16 protein-coding genes and 2 tRNA genes are annotated in these 25,718 nt (G+C 69.9%); 9 read left to right on the top strand and 9 right to left on the bottom strand.

Annotated elements, in window-relative coordinates:
* Positions 1-4: 4 nt before the first annotated feature.
* The 3 genes from ACGLYG10_RS11240 to ACGLYG10_RS11230 form a co-directional block, all read right to left on the bottom strand.
* Positions 5-1,297: a carboxylate--amine ligase gene (locus ACGLYG10_RS11240; protein ID WP_073331851.1), complete on the bottom strand. Its 1,293-nt coding sequence runs from the start codon at positions 1,295-1,297 to the stop codon at positions 5-7.
* An 80-nt stretch (positions 1,298-1,377) separates the two neighbouring features.
* Positions 1,378-1,449: transfer RNA gene (locus ACGLYG10_RS11235), tRNA-Val, on the bottom strand.
* 1 nt (position 1,450) lies between these two features.
* Positions 1,451-1,523: transfer RNA gene (locus ACGLYG10_RS11230), tRNA-Gly, on the bottom strand.
* Between the two features lie 158 nt (positions 1,524-1,681).
* On the opposite strand from ACGLYG10_RS11230, the gene glgX reads away from it, so the two are divergent.
* On the top strand, positions 1,682-4,099 hold the full coding sequence (glgX, locus tag ACGLYG10_RS11225) for a glycogen debranching protein GlgX (protein WP_083565866.1): 2,418 nt from the start codon (positions 1,682-1,684) through the stop codon (positions 4,097-4,099).
* Complete coding sequence (gene treY, locus ACGLYG10_RS11220) at positions 4,096-6,630, top strand: malto-oligosyltrehalose synthase (protein ID WP_073331849.1); 2,535 nt, start codon at positions 4,096-4,098, stop codon at positions 6,628-6,630. Before glgX ends, treY begins: the two co-directional genes overlap by 4 nt.
* A 25-nt stretch (positions 6,631-6,655) precedes the next feature.
* On the opposite strand, the gene ACGLYG10_RS11215 is transcribed toward treY, so the two are convergent.
* Complete coding sequence (locus ACGLYG10_RS11215) at positions 6,656-7,786, bottom strand: lipid II:glycine glycyltransferase FemX (RefSeq protein WP_139240957.1); 1,131 nt, start codon at positions 7,784-7,786, stop codon at positions 6,656-6,658.
* Positions 7,787-8,019: 233 nt separating this feature from the next.
* On the opposite strand from ACGLYG10_RS11215, the gene ACGLYG10_RS11210 reads away from it, so the two are divergent.
* Both ACGLYG10_RS11210 and ACGLYG10_RS11205 read left to right on the top strand, forming a co-directional pair.
* A complete protein-coding gene (locus ACGLYG10_RS11210) occupies positions 8,020-8,574 on the top strand; it encodes a DUF3000 domain-containing protein (protein WP_073331846.1) in 555 nt (184 codons plus the stop codon).
* The gene (locus ACGLYG10_RS11205; protein ID WP_083565865.1) at positions 8,571-9,857 is read left to right on the top strand and encodes an HRDC domain-containing protein; all 1,287 of its coding nucleotides are present in this window, start codon (positions 8,571-8,573) and stop codon (positions 9,855-9,857) included. The genes ACGLYG10_RS11210 and ACGLYG10_RS11205 overlap by 4 nt, the downstream gene beginning before the upstream one ends.
* A gap of 114 nt (positions 9,858-9,971) precedes the next feature.
* Here ACGLYG10_RS11205 and pflA read toward each other — a convergent pair whose 3' ends face one another.
* The 4 genes from pflA to dxs form a co-directional block, all read right to left on the bottom strand.
* Positions 9,972-10,850 (bottom strand): pyruvate formate-lyase-activating protein, encoded by an 879-nt coding sequence (gene pflA, locus ACGLYG10_RS11200; RefSeq protein ID WP_073331844.1) that lies wholly within the window; start codon positions 10,848-10,850, stop codon positions 9,972-9,974.
* 23 nt (positions 10,851-10,873) lie between these two features.
* Positions 10,874-11,137 (bottom strand): autonomous glycyl radical cofactor GrcA2, encoded by a 264-nt coding sequence (grcA2, locus tag ACGLYG10_RS11195; RefSeq protein ID WP_348520452.1) that lies wholly within the window; start codon positions 11,135-11,137, stop codon positions 10,874-10,876.
* A 53-nt stretch (positions 11,138-11,190) separates the two neighbouring features.
* The gene (gene pflB, locus ACGLYG10_RS11190; RefSeq protein WP_073331839.1) at positions 11,191-13,308 is read right to left on the bottom strand and encodes a formate C-acetyltransferase; all 2,118 of its coding nucleotides are present in this window, start codon (positions 13,306-13,308) and stop codon (positions 11,191-11,193) included.
* A gap of 446 nt (positions 13,309-13,754) precedes the next feature.
* Entirely contained in the window at positions 13,755-15,776 is a 2,022-nt protein-coding gene (dxs, locus tag ACGLYG10_RS11185) for a 1-deoxy-D-xylulose-5-phosphate synthase (RefSeq protein WP_083565864.1), read from the bottom strand.
* A 228-nt stretch (positions 15,777-16,004) separates the two neighbouring features.
* On the opposite strand from dxs, the gene ACGLYG10_RS11180 reads away from it, so the two are divergent.
* Together ACGLYG10_RS11180 and ACGLYG10_RS11175 are read left to right on the top strand one after the other, a co-directional pair.
* Complete coding sequence (locus tag ACGLYG10_RS11180; protein ID WP_073331836.1) at positions 16,005-18,011, top strand: alpha/beta hydrolase family protein; 2,007 nt, start codon at positions 16,005-16,007, stop codon at positions 18,009-18,011.
* A 26-nt stretch (positions 18,012-18,037) separates the two neighbouring features.
* Positions 18,038-19,930: a chloride channel protein gene (locus ACGLYG10_RS11175; RefSeq protein WP_073331834.1), complete on the top strand. Its 1,893-nt coding sequence runs from the start codon at positions 18,038-18,040 to the stop codon at positions 19,928-19,930.
* A 19-nt stretch (positions 19,931-19,949) separates the two neighbouring features.
* Here the strand turns inward: ACGLYG10_RS11175 and ACGLYG10_RS11170 are convergent, their stop codons facing one another.
* Complete coding sequence (locus ACGLYG10_RS11170) at positions 19,950-20,429, bottom strand: hypothetical protein (protein ID WP_073331832.1); 480 nt, start codon at positions 20,427-20,429, stop codon at positions 19,950-19,952.
* Positions 20,430-20,531: 102 nt separating this feature from the next.
* Here ACGLYG10_RS11170 and ACGLYG10_RS11165 point away from each other — a divergent pair, with 102 nt between their 5' ends.
* The 3 genes from ACGLYG10_RS11165 to sucB all read left to right on the top strand — a co-directional run bounded on the left by ACGLYG10_RS11165 (position 20,532) and on the right by sucB (position 25,083).
* Positions 20,532-22,109, top strand: coding sequence for a leucyl aminopeptidase (locus tag ACGLYG10_RS11165; protein WP_073331829.1), 1,578 nt, complete (start codon positions 20,532-20,534; stop codon positions 22,107-22,109).
* Between the two features lie 186 nt (positions 22,110-22,295).
* On the top strand, positions 22,296-23,648 hold the full coding sequence (gene lpdA, locus ACGLYG10_RS11160; RefSeq protein WP_170866511.1) for a dihydrolipoyl dehydrogenase: 1,353 nt from the start codon (positions 22,296-22,298) through the stop codon (positions 23,646-23,648).
* A 64-nt stretch (positions 23,649-23,712) separates the two neighbouring features.
* Entirely contained in the window at positions 23,713-25,083 is a 1,371-nt protein-coding gene (sucB, locus tag ACGLYG10_RS11155; RefSeq protein WP_073331823.1) for a 2-oxoglutarate dehydrogenase, E2 component, dihydrolipoamide succinyltransferase, read from the top strand.
* Positions 25,084-25,718 lie beyond the last annotated feature (635 nt).

Raw genomic sequence — 25,718 nt, 5'->3', positions numbered from 1 at the left:
CTCCTCAGGGAGAGTTCCCCGTCCTCCTCCGGGCGCAGGACCGTGACGCGTCGCCGCGCCGACGCAGCAGCGGCTTCGGGTGAAAGCGGTGGAACTTACGATCGTGGTTGAGTTTCTGGATGGCTACCAGCACGCGGCGACGCAGTGAGCGCTCGGCAGGATCCAGAAGCGGGTCGACGGCCCGCGGTGCCAGCCGCACCACCCTTCGGCGCAGCGCCGGGTCGTCGAGCTGATGCAACAGAAGGTGATGTGGCAGCAGGCTGTAGAGCACTTCGCGGCGAGCCTCCCGACGAGGGCCGGGGCGGCCGTCGACGAGGTCGGAGATCATGGGGACCATCGGGTTGACGCCGGCGGCACTCATATAGAAGGAATTCCGGCCGATACGGGGGTTCACCTCGAAGAACACGGGCTGCCCGTCGCGGGGGTCGATCTTGATGTCGAGGTTGGCGAAGCCCCGGTAATCGACTAGGGACAGGAGCCTTTCGGAGGCCTCCCACAGCATCGGATGGGGCTCGGTGATCATTGCCACCGGGTTGCCGATGAGCGATGGCGCGTGGTCTTCGAGCAGGACCCGCGCAGAGCCGATCATGGTGGTCTCACCGGTGGAGGCGACATATGCGGTCACCGAGCGCATGGCGTCGTCGTCACCCGGTATGTACTCCTGTATCAGGAAGGTGGAGGCGAATTCGGCCCGCCGCAGGTCCTCCCACAGGCCGTGTAGCTGCTCGGGGCTGTCCAGGAAGTAAATCTTGCGCTTCCCCGCGAAGGTCAGCTCATCCCAGTCGGAGCCGATGGCCGCCTTGCCCACCAACGGAAAGGGGATGTCGATCTTCGGATCACCCGCGGCCAGGTCGGCACCGGTGATCACCGCCTGTCGCGGCGTGCGCAGTCCCAGACTCTCGCAGGCGGCGCTGAAGCCGACCTTGTTGCTCAGCTGCTCCATGGCCCGCAGGGAGGGGAAGGGCACGACGTAAACCGGTTCGAGCCGCCCCCGGTGGGAGGCGAGCGTGTGGGCGACCGAATCATGGTTCGCCATTACCACCGCGCTGTGCGCGGCACGGTTGGCGGCCAGTCGCTGCAACAGGGCAATCAGGGCCTCGCCCTCGGCCTCCTGAAAGACGACGTCGATGTACGAAGACAACACGATGGCTTGAATCGGCCGGGACGCGATGAGGGTCACCCGCTGGCCGGTGGCCTCATGAAGCTGACGAGCCAGAGCGTATGCGCCGATGTCTCCGCCGATGACGACTGGCAGCAGTCCCGGCCGGTTGGACTGGTCAAGCTGCGCGCCGGTCAAAACAACCTCCTGCTGGTGTACCCGTGTCGGGGTGCGTCCACGAAGAAGGCCCCGAACCACCCGGTCCGGGGCCATACGCGTGGGCGATACTGGGATCGAACCAGTGACCTCTTCCGTGTCAGGGAAGCGCGCTCCCGCTGCGCCAATCGCCCGAGCGGATGACGGGACTCGAACCCGCGACCCTCACCTTGGCAAGGTGATGCTCTACCAACTGAGCCACATCCGCATGCCTGGCCTCCCGCGGGAGGCGCACAGGAAAAGTTAGCAGAGCAGTCCGGAAGCTGACAAATCCTACCGGTCCCGGCACGTGATGACCTCGCTCACGCTCGCACGCCGTGCTCGGTTTCCGCCGCTGGAGCATCAATCCGTGGCACAGTTGTGCCCATGCACAGTTCCAGAAACGCTTCTGCCGACGTCTCTTCGCCGTCCGCAGTACCCTCCGCACCCCGGCCTGCCCGGGCTCAGTCGGCGTCGGAGGAGGAACGCCCGGAGTCGCCCAAACTGTCGACATGGCCGGGCCGCCCCTACCCGCTGGGTGCCAACTACGACGGCTCCGGCACGAACTTCGCCCTTTACTCCTCAGCAGCCGAGGCCGTGGAACTGTGCCTGTTCGACGACGCCGGTCGGGAGACCCGCATCCCGTTGACGGAGGAGGACGCGGACGTGTGGCACGCCTATCTGCCTTCCGTTCAACCCGGCCAGCACTACGGCTACCGGGTGCACGGCCCCTACGACCCCGCCAACGGGCACCGCTGTGACCCCTCCAAACTGCTGCTGGACCCCTACGCGAAGGCGATGTCCGGCCAGGTGGTCGGATCGCAGGCGCTGTACTCCTACGACTTCTCCGACCCCTCGACCCGCAACCAGGAGGACTCCGCGCCCGACACCATGCGCTCGGTGGTGGTCTCCCCGTACTTCGACTGGGGCCGGGACCGGCCGCCCAGCCACGAATACCACAACACCATCATTTACGAGGCACACGTCAAGGGACTGACCAGACTCAACCAGCACATTCCCGAGCACCTGCGCGGCACCTACGCGGGCCTGGCCGAGCCCGCGGTCATAGACCATCTGAAGGATCTCGGCATCACCGCGATCGAGCTGATGCCAGTGCATCAGTTCGTCAACGACGCCTTCCTGCAGGACAAGGGACTGTCCAACTACTGGGGCTACAACACCATCGGCTACTTCGCCCCGCACAACGCCTACGCCGCCCACGGCACCGACGGTCAGCAGGTGCAGGAATTCAAGGCCATGGTCAAGGCCCTGCACGAGGCCGATATCGAAGTGCTCCTGGATGTGGTGTACAACCACACGGCCGAGGGCAACCACATGGGGCCCACACTGTCGTTCAGAGGCATCGACAACGCCGCCTACTACCGGTTGGTCGACGGCGACCAGGCCCACTACTTCGACACCACCGGCACCGGCAACTCACTGCTCATGCGCTCCCCGGCGGTATTGCAACTGATCATGGACTCACTGCGCTACTGGGCCACCGAGATGCACGTGGATGGCTTCCGCTTCGACCTGGCCTCCACCCTGGCACGGCAGTTCCACGAGGTCGACAAGCTCTCCGCCTTCTTCGACATCATCCACCAGGACCCGATCCTCTCCCAGGTCAAGCTGATCGCCGAGCCCTGGGACGTGGGTGAGGGCGGTTACAACGTGGGCGAGTTCCCCGCCCTGTGGAGCGAGTGGAACGGTAAGTACCGGGACACCGTGCGCGACTTCTGGCGGGGCGAGCCCTCCACCCTGGGCGAGTTCGCCGCCCGGATCACTGGCTCCTCGGACCTGTACCAGCGCTCGGGACGCACGCCAGTGTCCTCCATCAACTTCGTCACCGCCCACGACGGCTTCACCCTGCACGACCTGGTCTCCTACAACGAAAAGCACAACGAGGCCAACGGAGAGAACAACGCCGACGGCGCCTCCGACAACCGCTCCTGGAACTGCGGTGCGGAGGGGTCCACGGATGACCCCGACGTGCTGGCTCTGCGCGGGCGGCAGGTGCGCAACTTCATCGCCACCCTGATGTTCAGTCAGGGCGTGCCCATGCTCTGCCACGGCGATGAGATGGGCCGCACCCAGGGAGGCAACAACAACGGCTACTGCCAGGATAATGAGACCACCTGGGTCAACTGGGACCTGACCGAGGAGCAGGAGGACCTGCTGCAATTCACCCGCAATATGATCCGCATGCGCCGGGAGCACCCGGTGCTGCGGCGCCGCCGCTTCTTCACCGGCGAGGCCGCGCACGGCGGCGAGTCCGAGCTCGGCGAAATCGAGTGGCTGAGCCCGTCGGGTGCGCGCATGACCGACGAGGACTGGGACACCTGGTACGCCCGGGCCATGGCGGTCTTCCTCAACGGCGACGCCATCCATGAGCCCGACGAGCGCGGCCAGCGCATCAGCGACGACTCCTTCCTGGCGCTGTTCAACGCCTCCGGCGAGGACATCGTCTTCACCCTGCCCGGCCCCGACCACAGCCCCCGCTGGCGCACCGTGCTGGACACCGCCCCGAGCACGGCTCCTCGACCCCAGCAGGTGGCGACCGGTTCCGGGGAGGAGTGGGAGGCCGGCCAGCAGGTGACGGTGGAAGCCCACTCCATGCTGTTCCTCATGTCCATCCCCGCGCCCGAACCGGCTACCCCCCAACCCGTGGCCGAGGAGGAAGCGCCCGCCGCACCCCAGGTCGCGGTGGAGGCACTCGCCGATACCGCTGCGGCGGTGACAGCGCCCGCCGCACCGTCCGAACCGGCGACAACCGTGGTCACCGAGCAGGCAGGAGAGCTCGCATGAATGACGACGACGCCGCCCGTCACCTGCCCGATCCGTCCAAGCGCACCCCGGTTACCACCTACCGACTGCAGTTGGGAGAGTCGCTGACCTTCGACGACGTGCGCGCCCAGCTGCCCTACCTGCGCAGACTGGGCGTGACCGACCTGTACCTCTCCCCCGTCCTGGCGGCCAGCCCGGGCTCGACCCACGGCTACGACGTCGTCGACCACACCCACATCAGCGCCGTGATGGGCGGTCGGGAGGGCCTGGAGAAGCTTGCCCGCGAGGCCCACGCCGCCGGCATGGGCGTCGTGGTGGACATCGTCCCCAACCACATGTCGGTGCCGACCCCGGTATGGCACAACCCGCCCCTGTGGTCCGTGCTGCGGGACGGAGCGGACTCACCGTATGCCGCCTGGTTCGATGCCCCCCGCGGCGAGAAGCTGCTAATGCCGGTGCTCGGTCAGCGGATCGGGCAGGCCCTGACCGACGGCGAGTTCACCGTGGAGCGCATGGTCATACCCACCGAGCCGGAGCGGGGCGAGCAGTGGGTGCTGCGCTACTACGACCACGTCTTTCCGCTCGCCGCGGGCACCCACGCCCTGCCCTTGCCGGAGCTGCTGGGCCGCCAGCACTATCGGCTCGCCTACTGGCGGGTGGGTGACGAGGAACTGAATTACCGGCGCTTCTTCGACATTGCCACGCTGGCGGCCGTGCGCGTGGAGGACCCGGAGGTCTTCGCAGGCTCGCACGCACTCATCCTGGAGCTGGTCGACGCCGGGGCGATCGACGCCCTGCGGGTGGATCACCCCGACGGCCTGGCCGACCCGGAGGGCTACCTGGATCGGCTCGCCCAGGCCACGGGCGGCGCCTGGGTCGCGGCGGAGAAGATCCTCGCCCCCGACGAACTGCTGCCGTACTCCTGGCGCGCCGCCGGCACCACCGGATACGACGCCGCCTGGCGCATCGACCAGCTACAGGTCGATCCCGCAGGAGCCCGCACGCTTGGCGCCCTGATGCGAGAACTCACCGGTAACGTGCCGATCGACTACGCTCGCGTTTCCGGAGACGCCAAGCGGGAGATCATCGCCGGCTCCCTGGCCTCAGAAGTGAACCGGCTGGTGGACCTGCTGCACGCCATCACCTCCCGGGACCTGTATCTGTCCGACCACACCTTCCGGGACCTGCGCGCCTGCGTGGTCGAACTTCTGGTGGCCGCTGACCGCTACCGGGCCTATGTGCTTCCGGGACGGCAGGCCGACGCGGAGCAGGCCGCCGTGTTGCGGGACACCGCCGCACGAGCGCGCGCCCACCTGACTCCCGACCAGTTCCCCACACTCGACCTGGTGGTGGCGCTCCTGCTGGGCGAGCAGGTTGGCTCCGGTGAGCCCTCGGACTCACCGGAGCGGGCGGAGATCATCACCCGCTTCCAGCAGGTGTGTGGCGCGGTCACCGCCAAGGGCGTGGAGGACACCACCTTCTACCGGTGGACGCACCTGACCAGCCTGACCGAGGTGGGCGGCGACCCCGCCGGTTTCGCCCTACCCGCCGATGAGGCGCACGCCTGGGCCGGGCGCGTCCAGCGCAGCTGGCCCGCCACCATGGTCACGTCCACCACCCATGACACCAAACGCAGCGAGGACGTGCGCGCACGCATCGACGTGCTCGCCTCCTACGCCGCCGAATGGGCCGAGGTAGTTCATCGGCTGCGTGATCTGACCGCGGGTATACGCCCCGCCGATCTGGATGGGGCCACCGAGAATCTGTTGTGGCAGACGCTGTGGGGCACCTGGGCTCCCGACTCCGGAGACCCCATCACCGGCGAGCGGCTGGGGGCCTACCTGATCAAGGCGGCCCGCGAGCAGAAGTCGTGGACGACGTGGACGGCACCGGACACCGAGCGCGAGGGCCAACTGGCCTACTACGCAACCGCCCTGCTGGCGCGCGCGGACGTGGCCGAGGAGCTGAACGACTTCGCCGCACTGACGTCCCGCGCCGTGCGGGACACCATCCTGGCGAACAAGGCGATGACGCTCACCTGGCTCGGAGTCGCAGACGTCTACCAGGGCAGCGAGGTCACCCGCACCTCACTGGTGGACCCGGACAACCGCCGCCCGGTCGACTATGACTCCGACGGTGGTCTGCGTGCCGCCCTCGACCGGGTGGAGCAGGCCGAGCCGCATGCCGAACTGACGCTGGATGAGGCCAAGCTGCGCCTGACCAGCCGACTGTGTCGGCTGCGCGCCGAAAGGCCCGAGACCTTCGTCGGCGAGCGTTCCGGCTACATGCCGCTGCCGACGACTACCGCCTGCGCCTTCGCCTACGCCCGTCTGTTGGACGATCAGGCCGATGTCGTCGTGGTGGTGCGACGCCTGGGGCGTCGTCTCGAACGACTCGGCGGCTGGGGCGGCCACACCATTGTGCTGCCGCAGGGCGAGTGGACCGATGTTCTCACCGGCGCACCGGTGTCCGGCGGCACCCGGCTCCTGGCCGACGTCGTCGGCGGGGAGTCGGTGGTGGTCCTGGCCCGCCCGCACCGCGAGCAGCCCTGAGGCTCGCCCGCGCCGCGCGGCCCGGCTACTGCTGCGCCGCGGCGTCCGAATCGTCGCCAACGCCGCCGCGCAGCGCACCGATCCGGCTGCGCGCAGCGGCCACGCCCGCCTCCGCACGGTGCTTGAGCTCCAGCGCCTTCACCAGCCCGGCGTACACGCGCGACCGCACCAGCAGATCCCACGGTCCGGGCACGGATACTGGACCGTCGGCGGTGAACTTGGCCTTGAAACTGCCGACGCCGTTCAGTTCGGGGGTTCGCTCGGACCCCACCCCCATCAGGTCCCAGGTGCGCGCGCCGCGCTCGCGCAACCAACAGCCCGCCTTGTACACGAGCGCGTCGGCGGCCAGGCTGCGCCGCCCCTCGGCGGTGGAAGCGGCATAGTAGTGCGCCGCACCGTCGCCCCACAGGGTGTCGATGCTCCAGGCCAGCGCCTCCCCGCCGTTCCGGCGCACCACGTACAGTCGGCAGTGGTCGGTGCCGAGCGTGCGCAGCATGGTCCGGTAGGTGTCCTCCGGGGCGGCGTGGAAGCCGTCACGGTCGCCGGTCTCCAGGAGGATCTGGTACAGCTCCCCGAATACCTGCTCGGCCCGGTCCGTCTCATCGTGGAAGGTCAGCTCGGTGTTACGCAGCGCCTTGCGCACGTCCCGGCGCCCGCGTGACTTGAAGGATGCCAGGAAGGCCTCGTCGTCCTCCCGGTCCAAGTTCAAAATGATGGTGCGGTCGTGGGGCATGGTCTGCAGCAGTTCGTGCAACTCCGGGGCGGAGTGGGTGCAGTGCAGGCGCACAAAGACAATGGCCGGGTCGTGGAAGCGCACGCCCTGAACCAGCAGTTCCCGCAGCTCGGCCTCCTCCTCGGCGGTCGGCTCTGCGCCCAGCCACACCGGGGCGTGCCGGGCCCACAGGTAGGGGAAGCCGCGCACGGACATGCGGGTTAGCGAGATCAGGGCGCGGGGGGTGCCGTCGGAGGCGGAGTAGACCAGTCGTCCCCAGGGCTCGCGTCCGTCCACGGCCGCGTCGAAGGCGTCCCACGCGGCGCTCTGCTCGATGGGCAGCGTGGTGTCGGCGTCGGCGGCGATGTGCCGGAAGGTCTCCCAGTCGATGCGCCGCATGGTGCCGCCGGATGCGCGGGGGGTGGCGTTCTCGGGCAAGGTCATGGATGGGGTTCCTGTCCTGTCTTGGGGCTGATGGTGTCGCCGCCGCGAGCTGCGCCCGCCTGGCCGGTCTCACGATAGACCAGGAGACGGGCCTGCGGTGCGCTTGCGCCTGAGACGTGTCCGACGGCGGCCCTTGACACGGCGTGGCGACGCGGTGGGCGCACGCGCGCCGGTAGCCTGGGGCGGTGGCTGATATCCCCCGCGCGTCGGCCCCAGAGTCGGCCGCATCCTCGATGCCGGAACGTTTCCGCACCGCTCTGCTGTCACTGCGCGAAGTCGCCCGACCGCGCGGCCTGATTCTGGAGGAGGTGCCCGCGCCGTCTCGGCTCGCCCCCTACGCCGCCGCCCTCACGGCGGAGACGGTTCAAACGGAGGCGGGCACGCCGCTGGCCTCTGGACGCTTCGTGGTGCTGCACGACCCGGCGACGCAGCGCGCTTGGGACGGCGACTTTCGGCTGGTGGTGATGGTGCGTGCACGGGTCGATGAGGCCATCGGCGCGGACCCGCTGCTCAGCGCCGCCGCCTGGTCCTGGCTGACCGACGCGCTTGAGCATGCCGGCGCCGGCCGACACGCCCTGGTCGGCACCGTCACCCGGGTCCTGTCCGACACCTTCGGAGGCCTGGAACTGACCGACGCCAGTGCCCAGGTGGAGATCCGCTCCTCCTGGACTCCGGCCACGCCCGACCTCGGCCCGCATTTGCAGGCCTGGTACGAACTGATTCACTTGGCGGCGGGGCACGAGCCGGAAAGCGCCGTCCCGTTGGGCCTGGCGGGAGCGACGCGATGACCGCCCCCGCACCCAGCCCGGCCGCCGTCCCGGGCACAACCGACCGCCCGGTCCCCGCCGACGCCGTCGTCGCCTATCAGCAGCCCGCCGAGGGGCTGCCCGCCGTGACCGACACGCCTGCCGCACTCGCCCGCCAGGCCGCCGCCCTGGCGGCCGGCACCGGGCCGGTTGCCGTCGACGCCGAGCGGGCCTCCGGTTTCCGCTACGGTCAGGACGCCTACCTGGTGCAGCTGCGCCGCGCGGGCGCCGGGACGGTGCTGGTGGACCCGCAGGGCGCGGGCGAGCTGTCAGCCCTGGCCGCCGCCCTGGACGGCCCGGAGTGGGTGCTGCACGCCGCCGACCAGGATTTGCCCTGTCTGACGGCGTTGGGGCTGTCCACCGAGCGCCTGTTCGACACCGAGTTGGCGGCCCGCCTGCTGGGGCGCGAACACGTGGGGCTGGGCGCCGTCATCGAGGAGACGCTGGGACTGCGTCTGGCCAAGGACCATGCGGCCGCCGACTGGTCGACGCGGCCGCTGCCGGAGTCGTGGCTGGTTTACGCGGCGCTCGACGTCGAACTGCTGTTGCCCCTGCGCGACGCACTCGCTGAAGAACTGCATGCGGCCGGGCGCGCCGAGTGGGCGGCCGAGGAGTTCGCCTACGAACTGGCCCATCCTGCCCGGGCGCCCCGTCCCGATCCCTGGCGGCGCACGCCCCGCTCCGGCCCGGCGCTGCGTTCGCCCCGCTCGGCGGCGGTGCTGCGTGAGCTCTGGATCGCGCGCGAGGAGCTCGCCCGGCAGTTGGACGTGACCCCGTCGAAGGTGCTGCCCCACCGGGCCCTGGTGGCGGCGGCGGTGATACGCCCGACGTCGCCGCGCCGGCTGGCCGGCCTGCGGGAGTTCTCCTCGCGCACGGCGCGCCAACACCAGGAGCTGTGGTGGCGGGCCGTGGAGCGCGCCCTGGAGCTGCCGGAGGATCAGCTGCCGCCCGTGCATGCGCCACTCGCCCCGGGAGAGCTGCCACAGCCGCGCTCGTGGCCGCGGCATCATCCCGAATCGGCGGCGGCACTGGAGCGGGTACGCGGCGGCGTGCGGGAACGCGCCGAGCAGTTGCGGATCCCCCACGAGGTACTGCTGGGCACGGACGCACAGCGGCGTCTGGCGTGGGAGGTCGGCGAGGCCGAGGCCGCTGGTCGGCGCGTCGACGTGTCCGTGGCGGGTGTGTCCGCCCTGTTGGCCTCCTTCGATGCGCGTCCCTGGCAGATCGAGCAGGTGGCCCGGTCGCTTGCCACCGCCCTGCACTGATCCGCACCAGACCTCCGTCCCCTCGCCGAGGCCGGTCGAAGTAGCAGCGCAAAGCCGAACCGCCCCCGGCACGCGTTACGTGCCGGGGGCGGTTCGCGCAGCGGGCGCAGAAGATCAGTGCACTGTGAACCCGTGCGCGCGGAAGATCTGGCGGGTGGACTCCACCAGTTCAGGCTCGGGCGGACGGGTGTCGCGGAGCTTGTACTCCAGCTTCAGCGCATCCCATTTGTCGGTGCCCATCTGGTGGAATGGCAGCACCTCAACGCGGGAGACCACCGGCCGCCAGCGCTCCACGATGCGGGCAACGTTCTCCACGTTCTGCGGGTCATCCGTCAGCCCCGGTACCAGCACGAAGCGCACCCAGGTCTCGATGCCCTTGGCGGCCAGACGGTCGCCGAAGTCGATCGTCGGGGCGAGTTCGCGGCCGGTGACCTTCTTATAGGTCTCCTCGTCGCCGCTCTTGACGTCCAGCAGCACCAGGTCGATGTTGTCGAGCATCTCATCCGAGGCGTGCTGGCCGAGGTAGCCCGAGGTGTCGATGCAGGTGTGGATCCCCATGGCCTTCGCGCCGGCGAGGATGCGTGCGGCGAAGGCCGGCTGCATGAGCACCTCCCCACCGGACAGGGTGATGCCGCCGCCGGTGGCCTTGAAGACGTTCCGGTAGCGCCCGATCCGGCGTAGGAGCTCGTCGGCTTCAACCGGCTCGCCGTCCCGCATGAGGAAGGTGTCCGGGTTGTGGCAGTAAAGGCAGCGCAGCGGGCAACCGTTGAGGAAGATCGTCATCCGGGTACCCGGCCCGTCGACGGCGGTAACCAGCTCCCAGGAGTGGATGGACCCCAAGGTGCCCTCACGCATGCGGGCGAGGCGCTCGGATCTCTGAAGGTCGGTCAGCTCCTCGAGCCCGCCGATTCCGGCCCCGCGCAGACGGGCGGCCGGGGCCAGAAAGTCCTGGTCCCGGCCGCCGGTCTGCTCCGGGGTGATGGTCTCAGTCATCTGAGTCCCTCACCCGTGTCGGTTCAGGCGCCGGCGTGGAAGGTGCGGTTGAGCACGTCGAGCTGCTGCTCGCGGGTCAGCTTCACGAAGTTGACGGCGTAGCCGGAGACACGCACCGTCAGGTTCGGGTAGTTCTCCGGGTGCTCCATGGCGTCCTCCAGCGTGCTGCGGTCCAGCACGTTGATGTTGGCGTGGTACAGGCCCTTGACTCCGCCGTTGTCGTCGCGCTGAGCCTTCATGGACTCCAGGCGCTCTTCGTATGTGGGCATGTGCGGCCCCTTTCTAATGGTGAGAATGAGTTGATTCAGATGGTCTGGTGGCAACCGCCGGGGCGACGCGATCAGGCCTCGACGTTCTCGGGGACGAACCCGGCGTCGAGGATGCCCACGAGGTTGGACACGCGCTCGTCGAGCGTGCGGCCCAGGCCCTGGGGCGTGATGGTGTTGGTCAGGGAGATGCCGTCGAGGGCGTCGTTGTAGTCAAGCTTGCCGACGCTCAGCATGGAGGCGACCATGCCGTGCGTGTCCATGCCGTTCTCCGGGTTGGCGCCCGGGGAGAAGGGGGTGCCCTTCTGGTGGCCGGACGGGAAGGAGCCGGTGGCCTTGCCGTAGACGACGTTGGAGGTGATCGTCAGCACGGACTGGGTCGGGATGGCGTCCCGGTACAGGGGCTGCTCCTTGATCTTGGACATGATGGTGTGGACCACCGTCGCGGCGATCTCGTCGGCGCGGTCGTCGTCGTTGCCGTAGATCGGGAAGTCGCCCTCGGTGACGTAGTCGACCACGAGGCCGGTCTCGTCGCGCACCGGCGTGACCTTGGCGTACTTGATGGCACTCAGCGAGTCGGCGACGATCGACAGGCCCGCGATGCCGCAGCCCATGGTGCGCACGATGTCGGAGTCGTGCAGCGCCATCTCGATGGCCTCGTAGGCGTAGCGGTCGTGGCAGTAGTGAATGATGTTCAGCGCCTCGACGTAGGTGCCGACCACCCAGTCGAGCATCTTCTCGTACTTGTCCCAGACCTCGTCGAAGTCGAGCGGGGCGTCGCCCTCGATGCCGGGCAGGCCGGTGACGACCTGCTTGCCGGTCATCTCGTCGCGGCCGCCGTTGATGGCGTACAGCAGCGCCTTGGCGGCGTTCACGCGGGCACCGAAGAACTGCATCTGCTTGCCGACCCGCATCGGGGAAACGCAGCAGGCGATGGCGGCGTCGTCGCCCCAGTGCTCGCGGATCTGCTCGTCCGCCTCGTACTGGATGGCGGAGGTGGTGATGGAGATCAGGGCGCAGAAGTCCTTGTAGCCCTTGGGCAGGTCCTCGTTCCAGAAGATGGTGATGTTCGGCTCCGGGGCCGGACCCAGGTTGCGCAGGGTCTGCAGCAGCCGGAAGGAGGTCTTGGTGACCAGCGGGCGGCCGTCCTCGCCGAAGCCGGCGTCGGACCAGGTGGCCCAATAGGGGTCGCCGGAGAAGATCTGGTCGTAGTCGGTGGTGCGCAGGAAGCGGGTGATGCGCAGCTTCATGACGATGTTGTCGATGAGCTCCTGGGCGCGGGACTCGTCGATGACGCCGTTCTTCAGGTCGCGCTCGAAGTAGATGTCGAGGAAGGCGGACAGGCGACCGATGCTCATGGCGGCGCCGTCCTGGGACTTCACGGAGGCCAGGTAGGCGAAGTAGGTCCACTGCACGGCCTCGTGGGCGTCCTTGGCGGGGCCGGAGATGTCGAAGCCGTAGGAGGCGGCCATGTTCTTGAGCTTCTTCAGCGCCTTGATCTGCTCGGCGTGCTCCTCGCGGTACCGGGCCCAGTGCTCGGAGAAGGGCTTGTCGGCAACGGCGTCCTTGGCCTTCTGCTTGAGCTCGATGAGGCGGTCGACGCCGTACAGGGCGACGCGGCGGTAGTCGCCGATGATGCGGCCGCGGCCGTAGGCGTCGGGCAGGCCGGTGATGATGTGGGAGCTGCGGGCGGCACGGATGCGCGGGGTGTAGATGTCGAAGACCGCGTCATTGTGGGTCTTGCGGTAGCGGGTGAAGATCTTCTTGACCTCGGGGTCGACCTCCTTGCCGGCCTCCTTGATCGCCTGCTCCACCATGCGCCAGCCACCGTTGGGCATCATGGCGCGCTTGAGCGGGGAGTCTGTCTGCAGGCCGACGATGACGTCGTCGTCCTCGCTGATGTAGCCGGCAGGGAATGCGTCGATGTCGGACGGGGTGTGCGTGTCGACGTCGAGGATGCGCACCTTGCGCTCCTCAGACAGGTAGTTCTTCTCCAGGGTGTCCCACAGGCGCAGGGTCTTGTCGGTGGCGCCGGCAAGGAACGACGCGTCGCCCGCGTACGGGGTGTAGTTACGCTGGATGAAGTCCCGGACGTCAATATCCTCGGTCCACGGGCCCTTGGTGAAGCCCTCCCACGCGTCGCGGCTGGTGGTCTCGTCCGCAGTGGCGGATGCTGTGACCTCGGTTGTCATCCGTGCCCTCCTATAGGGTGGGTGGCTCACGCCACCCGATGGTGTGCGCCCTTGTGAGGCGTGGCGGTACATCGTTGCGCCGTCGAGTTAAGACTAGGCCAGACGTCCCGCTTTGTGTCATGCCGATTCAAAACCACCCGGTGGGATGACTCACAGCCACTACCCAGCCCAACCTAACCTAGGACGTTAGTCCTAGGTGTCGGCGCAACCTGTTCCTCCGGTCACCACTCCCCGTGAACACCCAAGAACCGCACAATCACGGCGATCCGCGCCCGCCCCGGCAATCTGCTCTAGATACCCTCATGCCAGTCCGTCGCGCGCGCCGACTCCGGTCGCGTGCCGCTCGTTCAACCGGACGACGCCGACGCATCGCCCCGAGCCACGCTCCACCCCCAGCCTGGGACTGGTGTCCTACATCTGCGTGGGTGCGCCGGTCGGGGCCGAGATCAGCCCCTGCCGTCCGGGGCCGTGTCCGGATTCACGAGGCGACGCACCGCTGCGCAGATCCCCGCGCGGTCCATGCCGAAGTCGGCCAGCAGCTGCTCGCGCGTGGCCGTCGGCAGGAAGCGGCGCGGCACACCCAGCCGGGCTACGCGGGGGACCTCCGCGACTCCGTCCGCAAGGGAGGCGTCCTCGACGGCGTCGCGCAGCTGCGAGCCCACGCCGCCCTCCACGAGCCCGTCCTCCACCACCACCGTGCCGCTCGCGGCGCGGGCGAGCTCGACCAGCGCGTCCGGCACCGGCACGGGCCAGCGCGGACACACCACCCGCACGGCAACCCCCTCCGCAGTCAGGCTCCGCCCGGCGTCGAGCGCGTTCTCGGCCATGGCACCCACTCCAACCAGCAGCACCGGCCGCTCCCCCGCCGTGTCTAGCAGAACGTCCACGGCGCCGAAGGGCCCGTCGTCCTCCCCCACGGTGCGCACGGCCGGCAGCGGGGCGGGCAGGGAGCCCTTCGGATAGCGCACCACCGTGGGCGCATCGTCCACGTCGACCGCATCCCGCACGGCCTGGCGCAACGTGGCCTCGTCGCGGGGCGCGGCCAGATGCAGGCCGGGCACGTGCGCCAACAGCGCCATGTCCCACATGCCATTGTGGCTGGCGCCGTCGGTGCCGGTGACACCGGCCCGATCCAGCAACACGGTGACGCCGGCCCGGTGCAGGCCCACGTCCATGAGCACCTGGTCGAAGGCCCGATTGAGGAAGGTCGCGTACAGCGCGACCACCGGATGCAGGCCGGCGAAGGCCATGCCGGCCGCACTGGTGAGCGCGTGCTGCTCGGCGATGCCGACGTCGATCACCCGATCGGGCAGCGCGTCGGCCAGTGGCTGCAGACCGACCGGCTGTTGCATGGCGGCGGTTATGCCCACAACCCGCTTGTCGGCACGAGCCAGCGCCAGCAGCTCCTCGGCGACGACGGCGGTCCACCCGAAGCGGGAGGGCACCACCGGCAACCCGGTCTCCGGGTGGATGCGGCCGACGGCGTGGAAGCGGTCGGCGGCGTCCTCCTCGGCCGGGGTGTAGCCGCGCCCCTTCTCGGTGATGACGTGGACGATCACCGGTTCGGTGTAATCCCGCGCCCGGGCCAGGGCGAACTCCACCGCGGTCTCGTCATGCCCGTCGACCGGCCCGGTGTACTTGATGCCCAAGTCCTCGAAGAAGGCCGAGGGCACCAGGATGTCCTTGAGACCGCGCTTCAGGCCGTGCAGCGCATCGAAGGCGGCGCGCCCCGGAGCACCTTGCGACAGCAGCGTGTGCTTCACACTGGACAGCATGCGCTCGTAGCCGGGATTGGTGCGCAGCGCGTCCAAGTGGTGCGCCAGTCCACCGATGGTGGGCGCGTAGGAGCGACCGTTGTCGTTGACCACGATCACCAGGTGCTTATCGGCAGAGTCGGCAATATTGTTCAGCGCCTCCCACGCCATGCCGCCGGTCAGCGCCCCGTCACCGATCACGGCGACGATGTGCCGGTCGCGTCCCTGAAGGTGGTTGGCGCGGGCGATGCCGTCCGCCCAGGACAGGGCGGTAGAGGCGTGGGAGTTCTCGACGACGTCGTGAATGGACTCCTGCCGGGAGGGGTAGCCGGATACGCCGCCGCGTTCGCGCAGCCGACTGAAGTCCTGCCGACCGGTGAGCAGCTTGTGCACGTAGGCCTGGTGGCCGGTGTCGAAGACGATGGTGTCGCGCGGAGAGCGGAAGGTGCGGTGCAGGGCCAGGGTCAGCTCGACGACCCCGAGGTTGGGGCCGAGGTGCCCGCCGGTGCGCGCCACCGTGGCCACCAGGTAGCGGCGGATCTCGGCCGCGAGCGCCTCGATTTCGTCACTGGTCAGGCCGCGCAGGTCGGCTGGGCGGTGGATGCGGCTGAGCAGTGGCGTAGCGGGCAGGGATGAGGGGGTGCCGACGGCGTCGGGAACACCACCTGTGCGGTCAGCACCGGCCGCGCCGAGGGTGGCAGGGGTCTCACTCATCGGCGCGTCTCCTCCTATTGCCGGTCGGGTTGCGGCGGCACGCGGGGAACCGCTGCCACCACGGCGTCCCAGCATATGCACATCCGCGCCGGGCGGGCCGCCACGACCCGCGGCCCACTAGGCGCCACAAGCGGACACCGTGCAGCCGGGAACACGTAGGGTTGGCCCCGGACCGTGCGCACCGCCCGACGGGCGCCCCGCGCCGACCCACCGCCTTCAGGAGGAACGATGAGTACCAAAGCGCCGTACGGGACCTGGCCCTCGCCGATCACCCCCGGCACCATCACCACCCGCACCCTGTCCCTGTCACAGGTGCGCGTGGATGGCGGGGACACCTACTGGGTGGAGCAGCGCGCCTCCCAGGCCGGCCGCCAGGTCCTGCTGCGCCGGGACGGCGACGGACAGATCGGTGAGGTACTGCCGCTGACGCCGGCCGACGAGCTGGTGGACGCCCGCACCCGTGTGCATGAGTACGGCGGGCGCGCCTACGCCGTCGACTCCGGCATCATCGTCGTCTCCCACGCCGGCGATGGGCGTCTGTACCGCTACGACGTCGCCCACCGGCTGCGCGGCCTGGTGCCGCTGACCATCTACGGGGACGTGCGCCACGGCGACCTGGAGATCGACACCGCCCGCGGCCTGGTCTACGCGGTGCGCGAGGACCATCGCGGCGACGGCGAGCCGGTCAACACGCTGGTGGCCATTCCGCTGGACGGCTCGGCCGCCCGCGACGACGCCGTCTGCACCACGATCGTGTCCGGCACCGACTTCGTGGTCTCCCCCACGCTGTCACCCGACGGGGAGCACCTGGCCTGGATCACCTGGAACCACCCGGACATGCCCTGGGACAACGCCACCCTGCACGTGGGTGACCTGCTCCCGGACGGCACCATCGGCTCCCAGACCGTCGTCGACGGGGGCGCCGGCTATTCCGTGTCCGAGCCGCGCTGGACCGAGGAGTGCGAACTCGTGCACGTGTCCAACGCCTCCGGCTTCTGGAACCTGTACCGCACCGAGGGATTCCCGCGCCGCGGCACCAACCGCGAGGGCTGGACCGAGTCTCTGCGCACCCGCCCGCTGCACCCGATCGACGCGACCTTCACCTCCCCCGCCTGGGTGCTGGGGCCGCACCACTTCGACGTGCTCGACGGCGAGCATTTGATCGCCTCCTGGGCGCGCGACGGCGTGTGGCACCTGGGCACGGTCAAGCTGGCCAATGGGGAGCTGGAGGAGTGGAACGTCGGCTGGCAGCCGATGGGCAACGTCGCCTCCTCCGGGGGACGCGTCGTCATGCTGGCCGGCAGCGAGACCGAGCTGCCCAGCATCGTGGAGGTGCGTGGACGGCAGGTGGAGATTCTGCGCGGCTCGGGTGACTTCTCCGCTCACGACGCCGGCATCTCCTTCGCCGAGCCCGTCTCCTGGCCCACCACCGACGGCGCCACCGCGCACGGCTTCTTCTACGCCCCGGCCTCCTCCGCCTATGTCGGTCCCGACGACGAGCTGCCGCCGCTGATCGTGGGCGTGCACGGCGGCCCCACCGCCATGGACCGCACCGGGTATGACCTGCGCATCCAGTTCTGGACCAGCCGCGGTTTCGCCTATCTGGCCGTTAACTACCGTGGTTCGACCGGCTACGGCTCGGACTACCGGCGCCTGCTGAACGGCAAGTGGGGCGTGTACGACGTTGACGACGTCGTCTCAGGGGCCCAGTTCCTGGCCGACTCCGGCAAGGTGGACCCGGCCCGCATCGCGGTGCGTGGTGCCTCCGCCGGCGGATTCACCGCCCTGGCGGCGCTGGCCCGCTCCGACGTGTTCAGCGCCGGCACCTCCCTGTACGGGGTGGCCGACCTGGCCCAGTTGGCCCGCACCACTCACAAGTTCGAGTCCCGTTACATTCAAAGGCTGGTGGGCGCGGACGACCTGGATGACCCGGTCTACGCCGAGCGCTCCCCGATCAACCGCATCGACGACATTCACGCCCCGCTGTTGCTGTTGCAGGGCAGCGCCGACCCGATCATTCCGCCCGCTCAGGCCACCGGCATGTACGAGGCGGTCAAGGCCAAGGGGCTGCCGGTCGCCCTTGAGGTCTTCCAGGGCGAGGGGCACGGCTTCAGCCTCGCCGCCAACGTGCACCGCGCCTACCAGGACGAGCTGAGCTTCTACGCGCAGGTGTGGGGCCTGGCCTCCCCGGTGCTGGAGCGGGTCGCCCTGCACGTGGACAACCTGGACCGCTGACAACCGCGCCGGCCGTGACTGCACTCGTGCCCAGAAATGCAGGCGGCCGGCTGCGGGAACACGCCCTGAATCTGCTGCGCTACCACCGCACCGGACTGTTCATTCTGGCGGTACTCACCGGTTTGACGGCCGGGGCCGGTGCCGTCGTCTTCCGGGCCGGCATCGACCTGTGGACCCGAGTCCTGACCGGTACCGACGACTACACCCTGATTCTGGGGCCGTCCACCGGGGTGCTGGCGGGCCTGGGCCGTGGGTTCGTGCTGGCGGCGCCGGTGCTGTCCGGTCTGTTGGTCGGGGTGCTGATGAGCCGGCTGGGTGCAACCGCCACCGGCCACGGCGTGGCGGGGGTGATCTGGTCGGCCCGTCGGTCCGACGGCACCATGGCTCCCCTACCCGCCGGCGCGAGCGTGCTCGCCGCCACATTGACCATTGGTGGCGGCGGATCGGTGGGGCCGGAGGGACCGATCGCCGAGCTGGGCGCAAGTACGGCCAGCGTCTTCGGGCGGCGCCTGGGGCTGCCGCGGCGCTCCGTGCGCCTACTGGCGGCCGCGGGCACGGCCGCCGGGATCGCCGCCGCCTTCAACGCCCCACTGGCCGGGGCATTCTTCGCCCTGGAGGTGGTGCTCATGGACTTCACCGTGGACGCCTTCGCCTTCGTGGTGCTGGCCTGCGTGGCCGCCACGGTGCTGGCGCACCACCTGCTGGGGACCACCCTGTCGGTGTCGCTGCCGGCGCTTGACCTGCACGGCGACGCCCAGCTGCTGTGGGTGGCGCTGCTGGGCCTGGTCGGCGGCGTTGTCGGGGTGCTCTTCTCCCGCTGTCGCTACCTGGCGGCGGACCTGTTGGGGGCTGTCGGCGACCGGCTGCACCTGCCCGCCTGGGTCCGGCCCGCAGTGGGCGGGCTGCTGGTGGGGGCGCTGCTGCTGGCGGTGCCGGAGGTGTACGGCGAGTCGGCCGCGGTGCTGGATCGTGCCCTGGGCGGCCAGTACACGGCGGCAGCACTGCTGGGACTCACGGCCGCGAAGATCCTGGCGACCTCGGTGACCCTGGGGGTCGGTATGACCGGTGGCGTGTTCGCGCCGTCGCTGTGCATCGGGGCCACCCTGGGGGCGGCCTGGGGCACCGCGCTGGCGCCGAATCGGCCCGAGGCTGCGGCCGTGTTCGGAGTGATCGGCATGGGCGCGGTCTTCGCGGGCTCGGCGCGCGCACCCATCACCGGCACCGTGCTGATCATCGAGATGACCGGCCAGTACCACCTGCTGCTGCCGCTGATGCTGGCGGTGGCGCTGTCCACCACCATGAGCCGGTTCCTGACCCGCACCACGATCTACACCGAAGAGCTGCGCCGCCGCGGCGATGACATTGACGACCCGGTGCGTGCCACGCTGGTGGGCCGGGTGGACGCCCGCGGCCTGATGCACGCGCCCCCGGCGGTGCTGGAGGCCACCGCCTCGCTGGCCGAGGCCGCCGAGGCGCTGCGTGCGGCCGGCGCGGTGCGCCTGCCGGTGGTGGGGGACACCGCCGCTGGGAAGCCGGAGTCCGGCGCCGGGGCCCCTAAGCCGGTCTGGCTGGGGTGTGTCTCCGCCGTCGCCGTCGCGGAGGCGCGCTCCCACCCCGACGCCGGCGAGGCGTCCGGTTCTCCGCGATGCGTGGGCGGGCTGCCCCTGGACCGGGAGCACGTGGACGGCGGCGCGGACGCGCACCGTGTGCTGGGGGCGCTGATCGAATCCCACCTGGAGGCGCTGCCGGTCACGCAGGCGCTGCCGGACGGTGGACTGGAGCTGATCGGCTGGGTGAGTCAGGAGGACATGGTGCGGCGCCTGTACCGGCAGCAGCGGCGTGCCGTCGAGGCCGCCGAGCAGCGCACCTCCCTGGGGTCGCGCACGCAGGCGTGGCTGCGCCGTCGCCGCACACGTTGAGCGCGCCCCTTGAGGGCGGTTACTTGCGGTCGCGGTGAACGGTTCCCTGGATCGTGTCGGAGATGTCGGTGATGCGCTCGGCATTGGTGACGATGCGACGCGGATCGGCCAGCCACAATTGCGCGCCGCCGACCAGCGGCAGGAGCACCGGCAGGTACCACCAGGCACTCCCCCACACCGACCAGGCGGAGCCCGTCAGGCCCACCACATTGACGGCGACGAGCCCCACCAACTCAACTACTAGGCAAGCCCATCCGACACGCCGCATGCGCCGGCCGTTGTGAGCCACGGCAACCGACAGCACCACGTAGCCCACCCCGCATAGGCCACTGAGCCCGGCCGGCAGGCGCATGCCCGCACCCGACCGGGCCAGGTCGACGAAGGCGGGCAGCGCCACCGCCAGGCCGAAAAGCGCGAAGACCCCCACGAGTGCGCGCCCCCAGCCGTGCGCGGGACGGCGCGTGTCGTTGAGGGACCGCGCCTGGGAAGACTCATCCATACGGTTACTGACCTCGTGGTGCACTGATTCGGAGCCGGGCCGTTCCCGGATGGCGCCCGGCGGGCCCGGCAGTGGCCGGCGCTGTGACGTTACCATTCCCGCATGAGTGAGATTACGACCTCCAGTCTGTCGGCCGCAGAGGTGGGCGGCGATGTCCTGGTATTGGCGGCCCGCGCGGAAGCCGACGCACCGGTTCTGCTCGGTGAGGAGTCCGGACTGGGCATCCTGCCGGATCTGAGCGCGCTGCCGGCACTGCTGTCCACTCTCGGCTTCACCGCGGCCCTCGACGCCGTGGTGCGGGTGCCCACGGCGGCGCTGGAGCACTCGCGCCGGGATTCGCTGGCCCCCACCCTGCTGGTGGTCGGCACCGGTGACGGCGACGACGTCGCCGCACTGCGCCGGGCGGCCGGACGCGCCGCCCGCGACCTGGCCGGAACCGAGCATGCGGTCTTCGCCCTACCCGCGGACACCACCGAGCGCCTGGCCGCAGTAGCCGAGGGCGCGTTGGAGGGCGCCTACGTCTGGTCACGGCGGATCCCGGAGCCGACAGCACCCCTGGCCCGGATCACGGTGCTGACCCCGCTGGGCCCACTGCCGCGCACGCTGCTGCGCCGCAGCCCAGCGGATGGGGCGGCGCCGGTGCTGCAGCGCGCCCGCGTCCTGGCCGAGGCGGTGGCCGCCACCCGGGACCTGGTCAATGACCCGCCCGCCTCGCTCACCCCCACCGCCTTCGTCGAGTACGCCCGCCGAGCCGCCGCCGCGGCCGGGCCCGGCCGCAAGGACGGCCGCTTGGAGGTTGAGGTGTATGACGACAAGCGCCTGGCAGCCGACGGCTTCGGCGGGATTGCGGGAGTCGGCCAGGGGGCGGTGCATCCGCCCCGCCTGGTCCGCGTGGCCTGGACGCCGCGGGTCAAGGACGCCGAGCACGTCGCCCTGGTGGGCAAGGGCATCACCTTCGACTCCGGCGGCCTGTCACTGAAGCCGCCAACCTCCATGCCCACCATGAAGTCGGACATGGCCGGGGCGGCCACCGTGCTGTCCGCGACGCTGGCAGCGGCCCGGCTGGGGCTGCCGGTCAAGACGACCGCCTGGCTCGCCCTGGCGGAGAACCTTCCCGGTGGGGCCGCCCAGCGCCCGGGCGACGTGGTCACCATATTCGACGGCACTACCGTTGAGGTGACCAACACCGATGCCGAGGGCAGGCTGGTGCTCGCCGATGCCCTGGCCGCCGCCGTCGCCGAGGAGCCCGACGTCGTGGTGGACGTCGCGACCCTGACCGGCGCACAGATCGTGGCGTTGGGCGAGCGCGTCGCCGCGGTGATGGGTAGCGAATCGGTGCGCGACGGCGTCATCGCCGCGGCCGAGCGCGCCGGGGAGGACTTCTGGCCCATGCCGTTGCCGGCGTATCTGCGCGCCAACCTGGAGTCCCCCTTCGCGGATCTGCGCAATGCCGCCGTCGGCAACCGGGCCGGCGGCATGCTCGTGGCGGGGCTGTTCCTGCGCGAGTTCGTGGGCCGGACCCCGTGGGCGCACCTGGATATTGCGGGGCCTGCCTACAACGAAAAGTCCGCCTGGGGGCTGACCCCCACCGGTGGGACCGGCTTCGGCGTCGCCACGCTGTTGGCCTTCCTGGAGGACCGGATCACGGGCGCGCGGCAGGGCACCGACCGAGCTGAGTAAACACTCGCCGTGCAGGTGATCCATGCCGTAGGCTACCCGGGACTCTCGTCCCCATTCGCGGGACCGCGGCCATCGCTGGCCGCCGAACAACACCGCCGCTCACGGCCGACTTTGAAAGGAAGCATGCACGTGACACAAGCAGGTGCGATCGACGGGGCCGGAACCGGTCAAGACGCCGTTTACGACATGGTGGTGCTCGGGGGCGGCTCGGGCGGGTACGCGGCGGCGCTGCGCGGCGCCCAGCTCGGGCTGCGCGTGGCACTGGTTGAGGCGGACAAGGTGGGTGGCACCTGCCTGCACCGCGGCTGCGTGCCCACCAAGGCCATCCTGCACGCGGCGGAGACCGCGGACGCGGTTCGGGAGGCCTCCGCAGTCGGCATCCGGGCGGCCCTGGAGGGCATCGACATGCCCGCCGTCCAGGAGTACAAGAACAGCATCGTCGCCCGCATGTACAAGGGGCTGCAGGGGCTGGTCTCCTCCCGCGGCATCGACCTGGTGGGAGGCTGGGGCCGCCTGGTCGCGCCGGACGCGGTCGAGGTGGCGGGCCGGCACTACCGGGGCCGCAACGTGGTTCTCGCCTCCGGCTCCTACTCCAAGACCATGGGGCAGGAGATCTCCGGGCCGGTGATCACCAGCGAGCAGGCCCTCGAACTCGATCACGTGCCTGCGTCCGCGGTGATCCTGGGAGGCGGGGTGATCGGGGTGGAGTTCGCCTCCGCCTGGGCCTCCCTGGGCAGCCAGGTCACCATCATCGAGGCCTTGCCGCACCTGGTTCCCAACGAGGACGAGGCGATCTCCAAGCAGCTCGAGCGCGCCTTCCGCAAGCGGCGCATCAACTTCCGTATCGGCACCCGCTTCGAGTCCGTTGAACGCACGCATAGCGGCGTGCAGGTGCGCACCGCCGACGGTGCCGTCACCGAGGCCGAGGTGCTGCTGATCGCGGTGGGCCGCGGCCCGGCCACCGCCAACCTGGGCTTTGAGGAGGTGGGCGTGGCCATGGACCGCGGCTTTGTGCTCACCGACCCGCACGGGCGCACGAACGTTCCCGGGGTGTGGGCCGTGGGCGATATCGTGCCCGGCGTGCAGCTGGCTCACCGCGGCTTCGCGCAGGGAATCGCCGTCGCCGAGCGGATCGCGGGCCTGGATCCCGAGCCGGTCGACGACGTCAAGGTGCCCAAGGTGACCTTCTGCGAGCCGCAGATCGCCTCCGTGGGGCTGTCCGAGGCGCGCGCCGCCGAGTTGCACGGCGCGGAGAACATCGTCACCAGCCAGTTCAACGTGGCCGGCAATGCCAAGTCCCAGATCCTGGGCACGCAGGGCTTCGTGAAGCTGGTGTCCCTGAAGGACGGTCCCATCCTCGGCTTCCACGCCATCGGCGCCCGCATGGGTGAGCAGGTCGGCGAGGGCCAGTTGATCGTGTCGTGGGAGGCCGACGCCAACGACGTCGCCGCCCTGGTGCACGCCCACCCCACCCAGAACGAGACCATCGGCGAGGCCGCCATGGCCCTGGCCGGCAAGCCGCTGCACAACCACGGCTGACCGCATACTCGCGCCACCCGAATTGAACTAGCAATCAGCAAACCAACGAGGAAGGCAAGCTCTAATGGCTGAGTCCGTGAAGATGCCCGCCCTGGGCGAGTCGGTAACCGAGGGAACCGTCTCCTCCTGGCTGAAGTCCGTGGGAGACACCGTCGAGGTCGGTGAACCCCTGCTGGAGGTGGCCACCGACAAGGTCGACACCGAGGTCCCCTCCCCGGTTTCCGGAACCCTGCTGGAGATCCGCGTCGCCGAGGACGAGAACGCCGAGGTCGGCACCGTCCTGGCCATCGTGGGCGATCCGGCCGAGGCCGGCGGCGCGCCCGCCGAGCCCGCGCCTGCCGCTTCGACGCCGCAGGAGCCCGCCGCGCCGACACCCGAGCCCGCCGCGGCACCGGCTTCAACGGCACCCGCCGCCCCGGACGCATCGCCGTCGGTCGGCTATGTCACTCCGATCGTGCGCAAGCTCGCCCGTGAGCGGGGCGTCGACCTGGCCACCGTCACCGGCACCGGCGTCGGCGGACGCATCCGCAAGCAGGACGTGGAGGCCGCGGCGGCGGCGCGGGCGGAGGCCGCCGCGCCTGCACCGCAGGCCGAGGCCACGCCGGCACCGCAGGCCGAGCCTGCTGCACCCGTCTCCGCACCGCAGCCGGCGGCGTCTTCGGCCGCTCCCACCGCGGCGAGCCCGACCCGCCCCGCGCCGTCGGCCGGCGAGTCCGAGCTGCGTGGCCGCACTGAGAAGATGAGTCGTCTGCGTCGTCTGATCAGCGAGCGCATGCTGACGTCGTTGCAGACCTCCGCGCAACTGACCACTGTTGTGGAGGTCGACGTCACCCGCGTAGCGGCGCTGCGTGCTCGTGCCAAGGACGAGTTCCGGGCACGCAATGGCACCAAACTCACCTACCTGCCGTTCTTCGTCGCGGCCGCCACGGAGGCGCTCAAGGCCCACCCGAAGCTGAATGCCACCATCGGCGACGGCCAGGTGACCTACCACGACGTCGAACACATCGGCATCGCGGTCGACACGCCGCGCGGCCTGTACGTGCCCGTGGTTAAGAACGCCGGTGAGCTGAACATCCCGGGCCTGGCCAAGCGCATCAACGACCTGGCCGCACGCACCCGGGACAACAAGGTCGAACCCGGCGAGCTGTCCGGTGCCACCTTCACGATCACCAACACCGGCTCCGGCGGCGCCCTGTTCGATACCCCGATCATCAACCAGCCCGAGGTCGCCATCCTCGGACTGGGTGCCATCACCCGGCAGCCGCGCGTGGTCAAGGACGCCGATGGCAACGAGGTGATCGCGGTGCGCTCGGTGTGCTACCTGTCGCTGTCCTACGACCACCGGCTGATCGATGGCGCCGATGCCTCCCGGTACCTGATGACCGTGAAGAAGCGCCTGGAGGACGGCGACTTCGCCGGCGAGCTGGGGCTGTAGCACAGCCGACACCCTTAAAGGCAGCCGCGGGGCCCGCACGCGTTGCGTGCGGGCCCCGCCGTGGTTGCGGGCCTGTCGCCCTAGACAGCCAGGCCCCGTCAGGTCGGTACGCGGGCCCACCGTTGTTTCGGGTTCGCGCGCCGCAGGCCCTATTGGGTCACCGCCCTCCCCGTTTGGACCGCAGTCCTCTGTTTGGTGTTCGGACCGCTTCTCTCCGTTTGGACCGCCGTAGTTTGTGCAACTGGGGCGGTCCAAACAGACGTAAGGGGTCCAGACTGGCGAAGTCGTGAACCGCCCGGTCGCGAACCCCTCCGAGCCGGGCCTGGGGTGTGCCGCGCCATCGGGTGGCCGAGACCCCGCATCTCCGGCGCAGTTGTCCGGCCCGGGCCGGAGCATTGCTAGTCATCCCGGACCCACACGACGCATCGCGAACCGTCTGCGGGAAGCGCGCCGAGTCACGCACTACCCGATCAACACCGGCTTCCCCTGGCGTCGCATCGAAAGCCTTGATCCTGCAGATGCATGTACGTCCAGAACCCACGGTCGCATATCTGCGCAACTTTGGTTGACAAGCCACCACCTGTCAACGTAAGTTGCTTACGTGGCTTTGAAAACGACACCTACACCCGACCAAG

Source organism: Actinomyces glycerinitolerans (assembly GCF_900098745.1).
Lineage (GTDB): Bacteria > Actinomycetota > Actinomycetes > Actinomycetales > Actinomycetaceae > Actinomyces > Actinomyces glycerinitolerans.
This window is presented reverse-complemented; position numbering and strand designations above follow the sequence as displayed.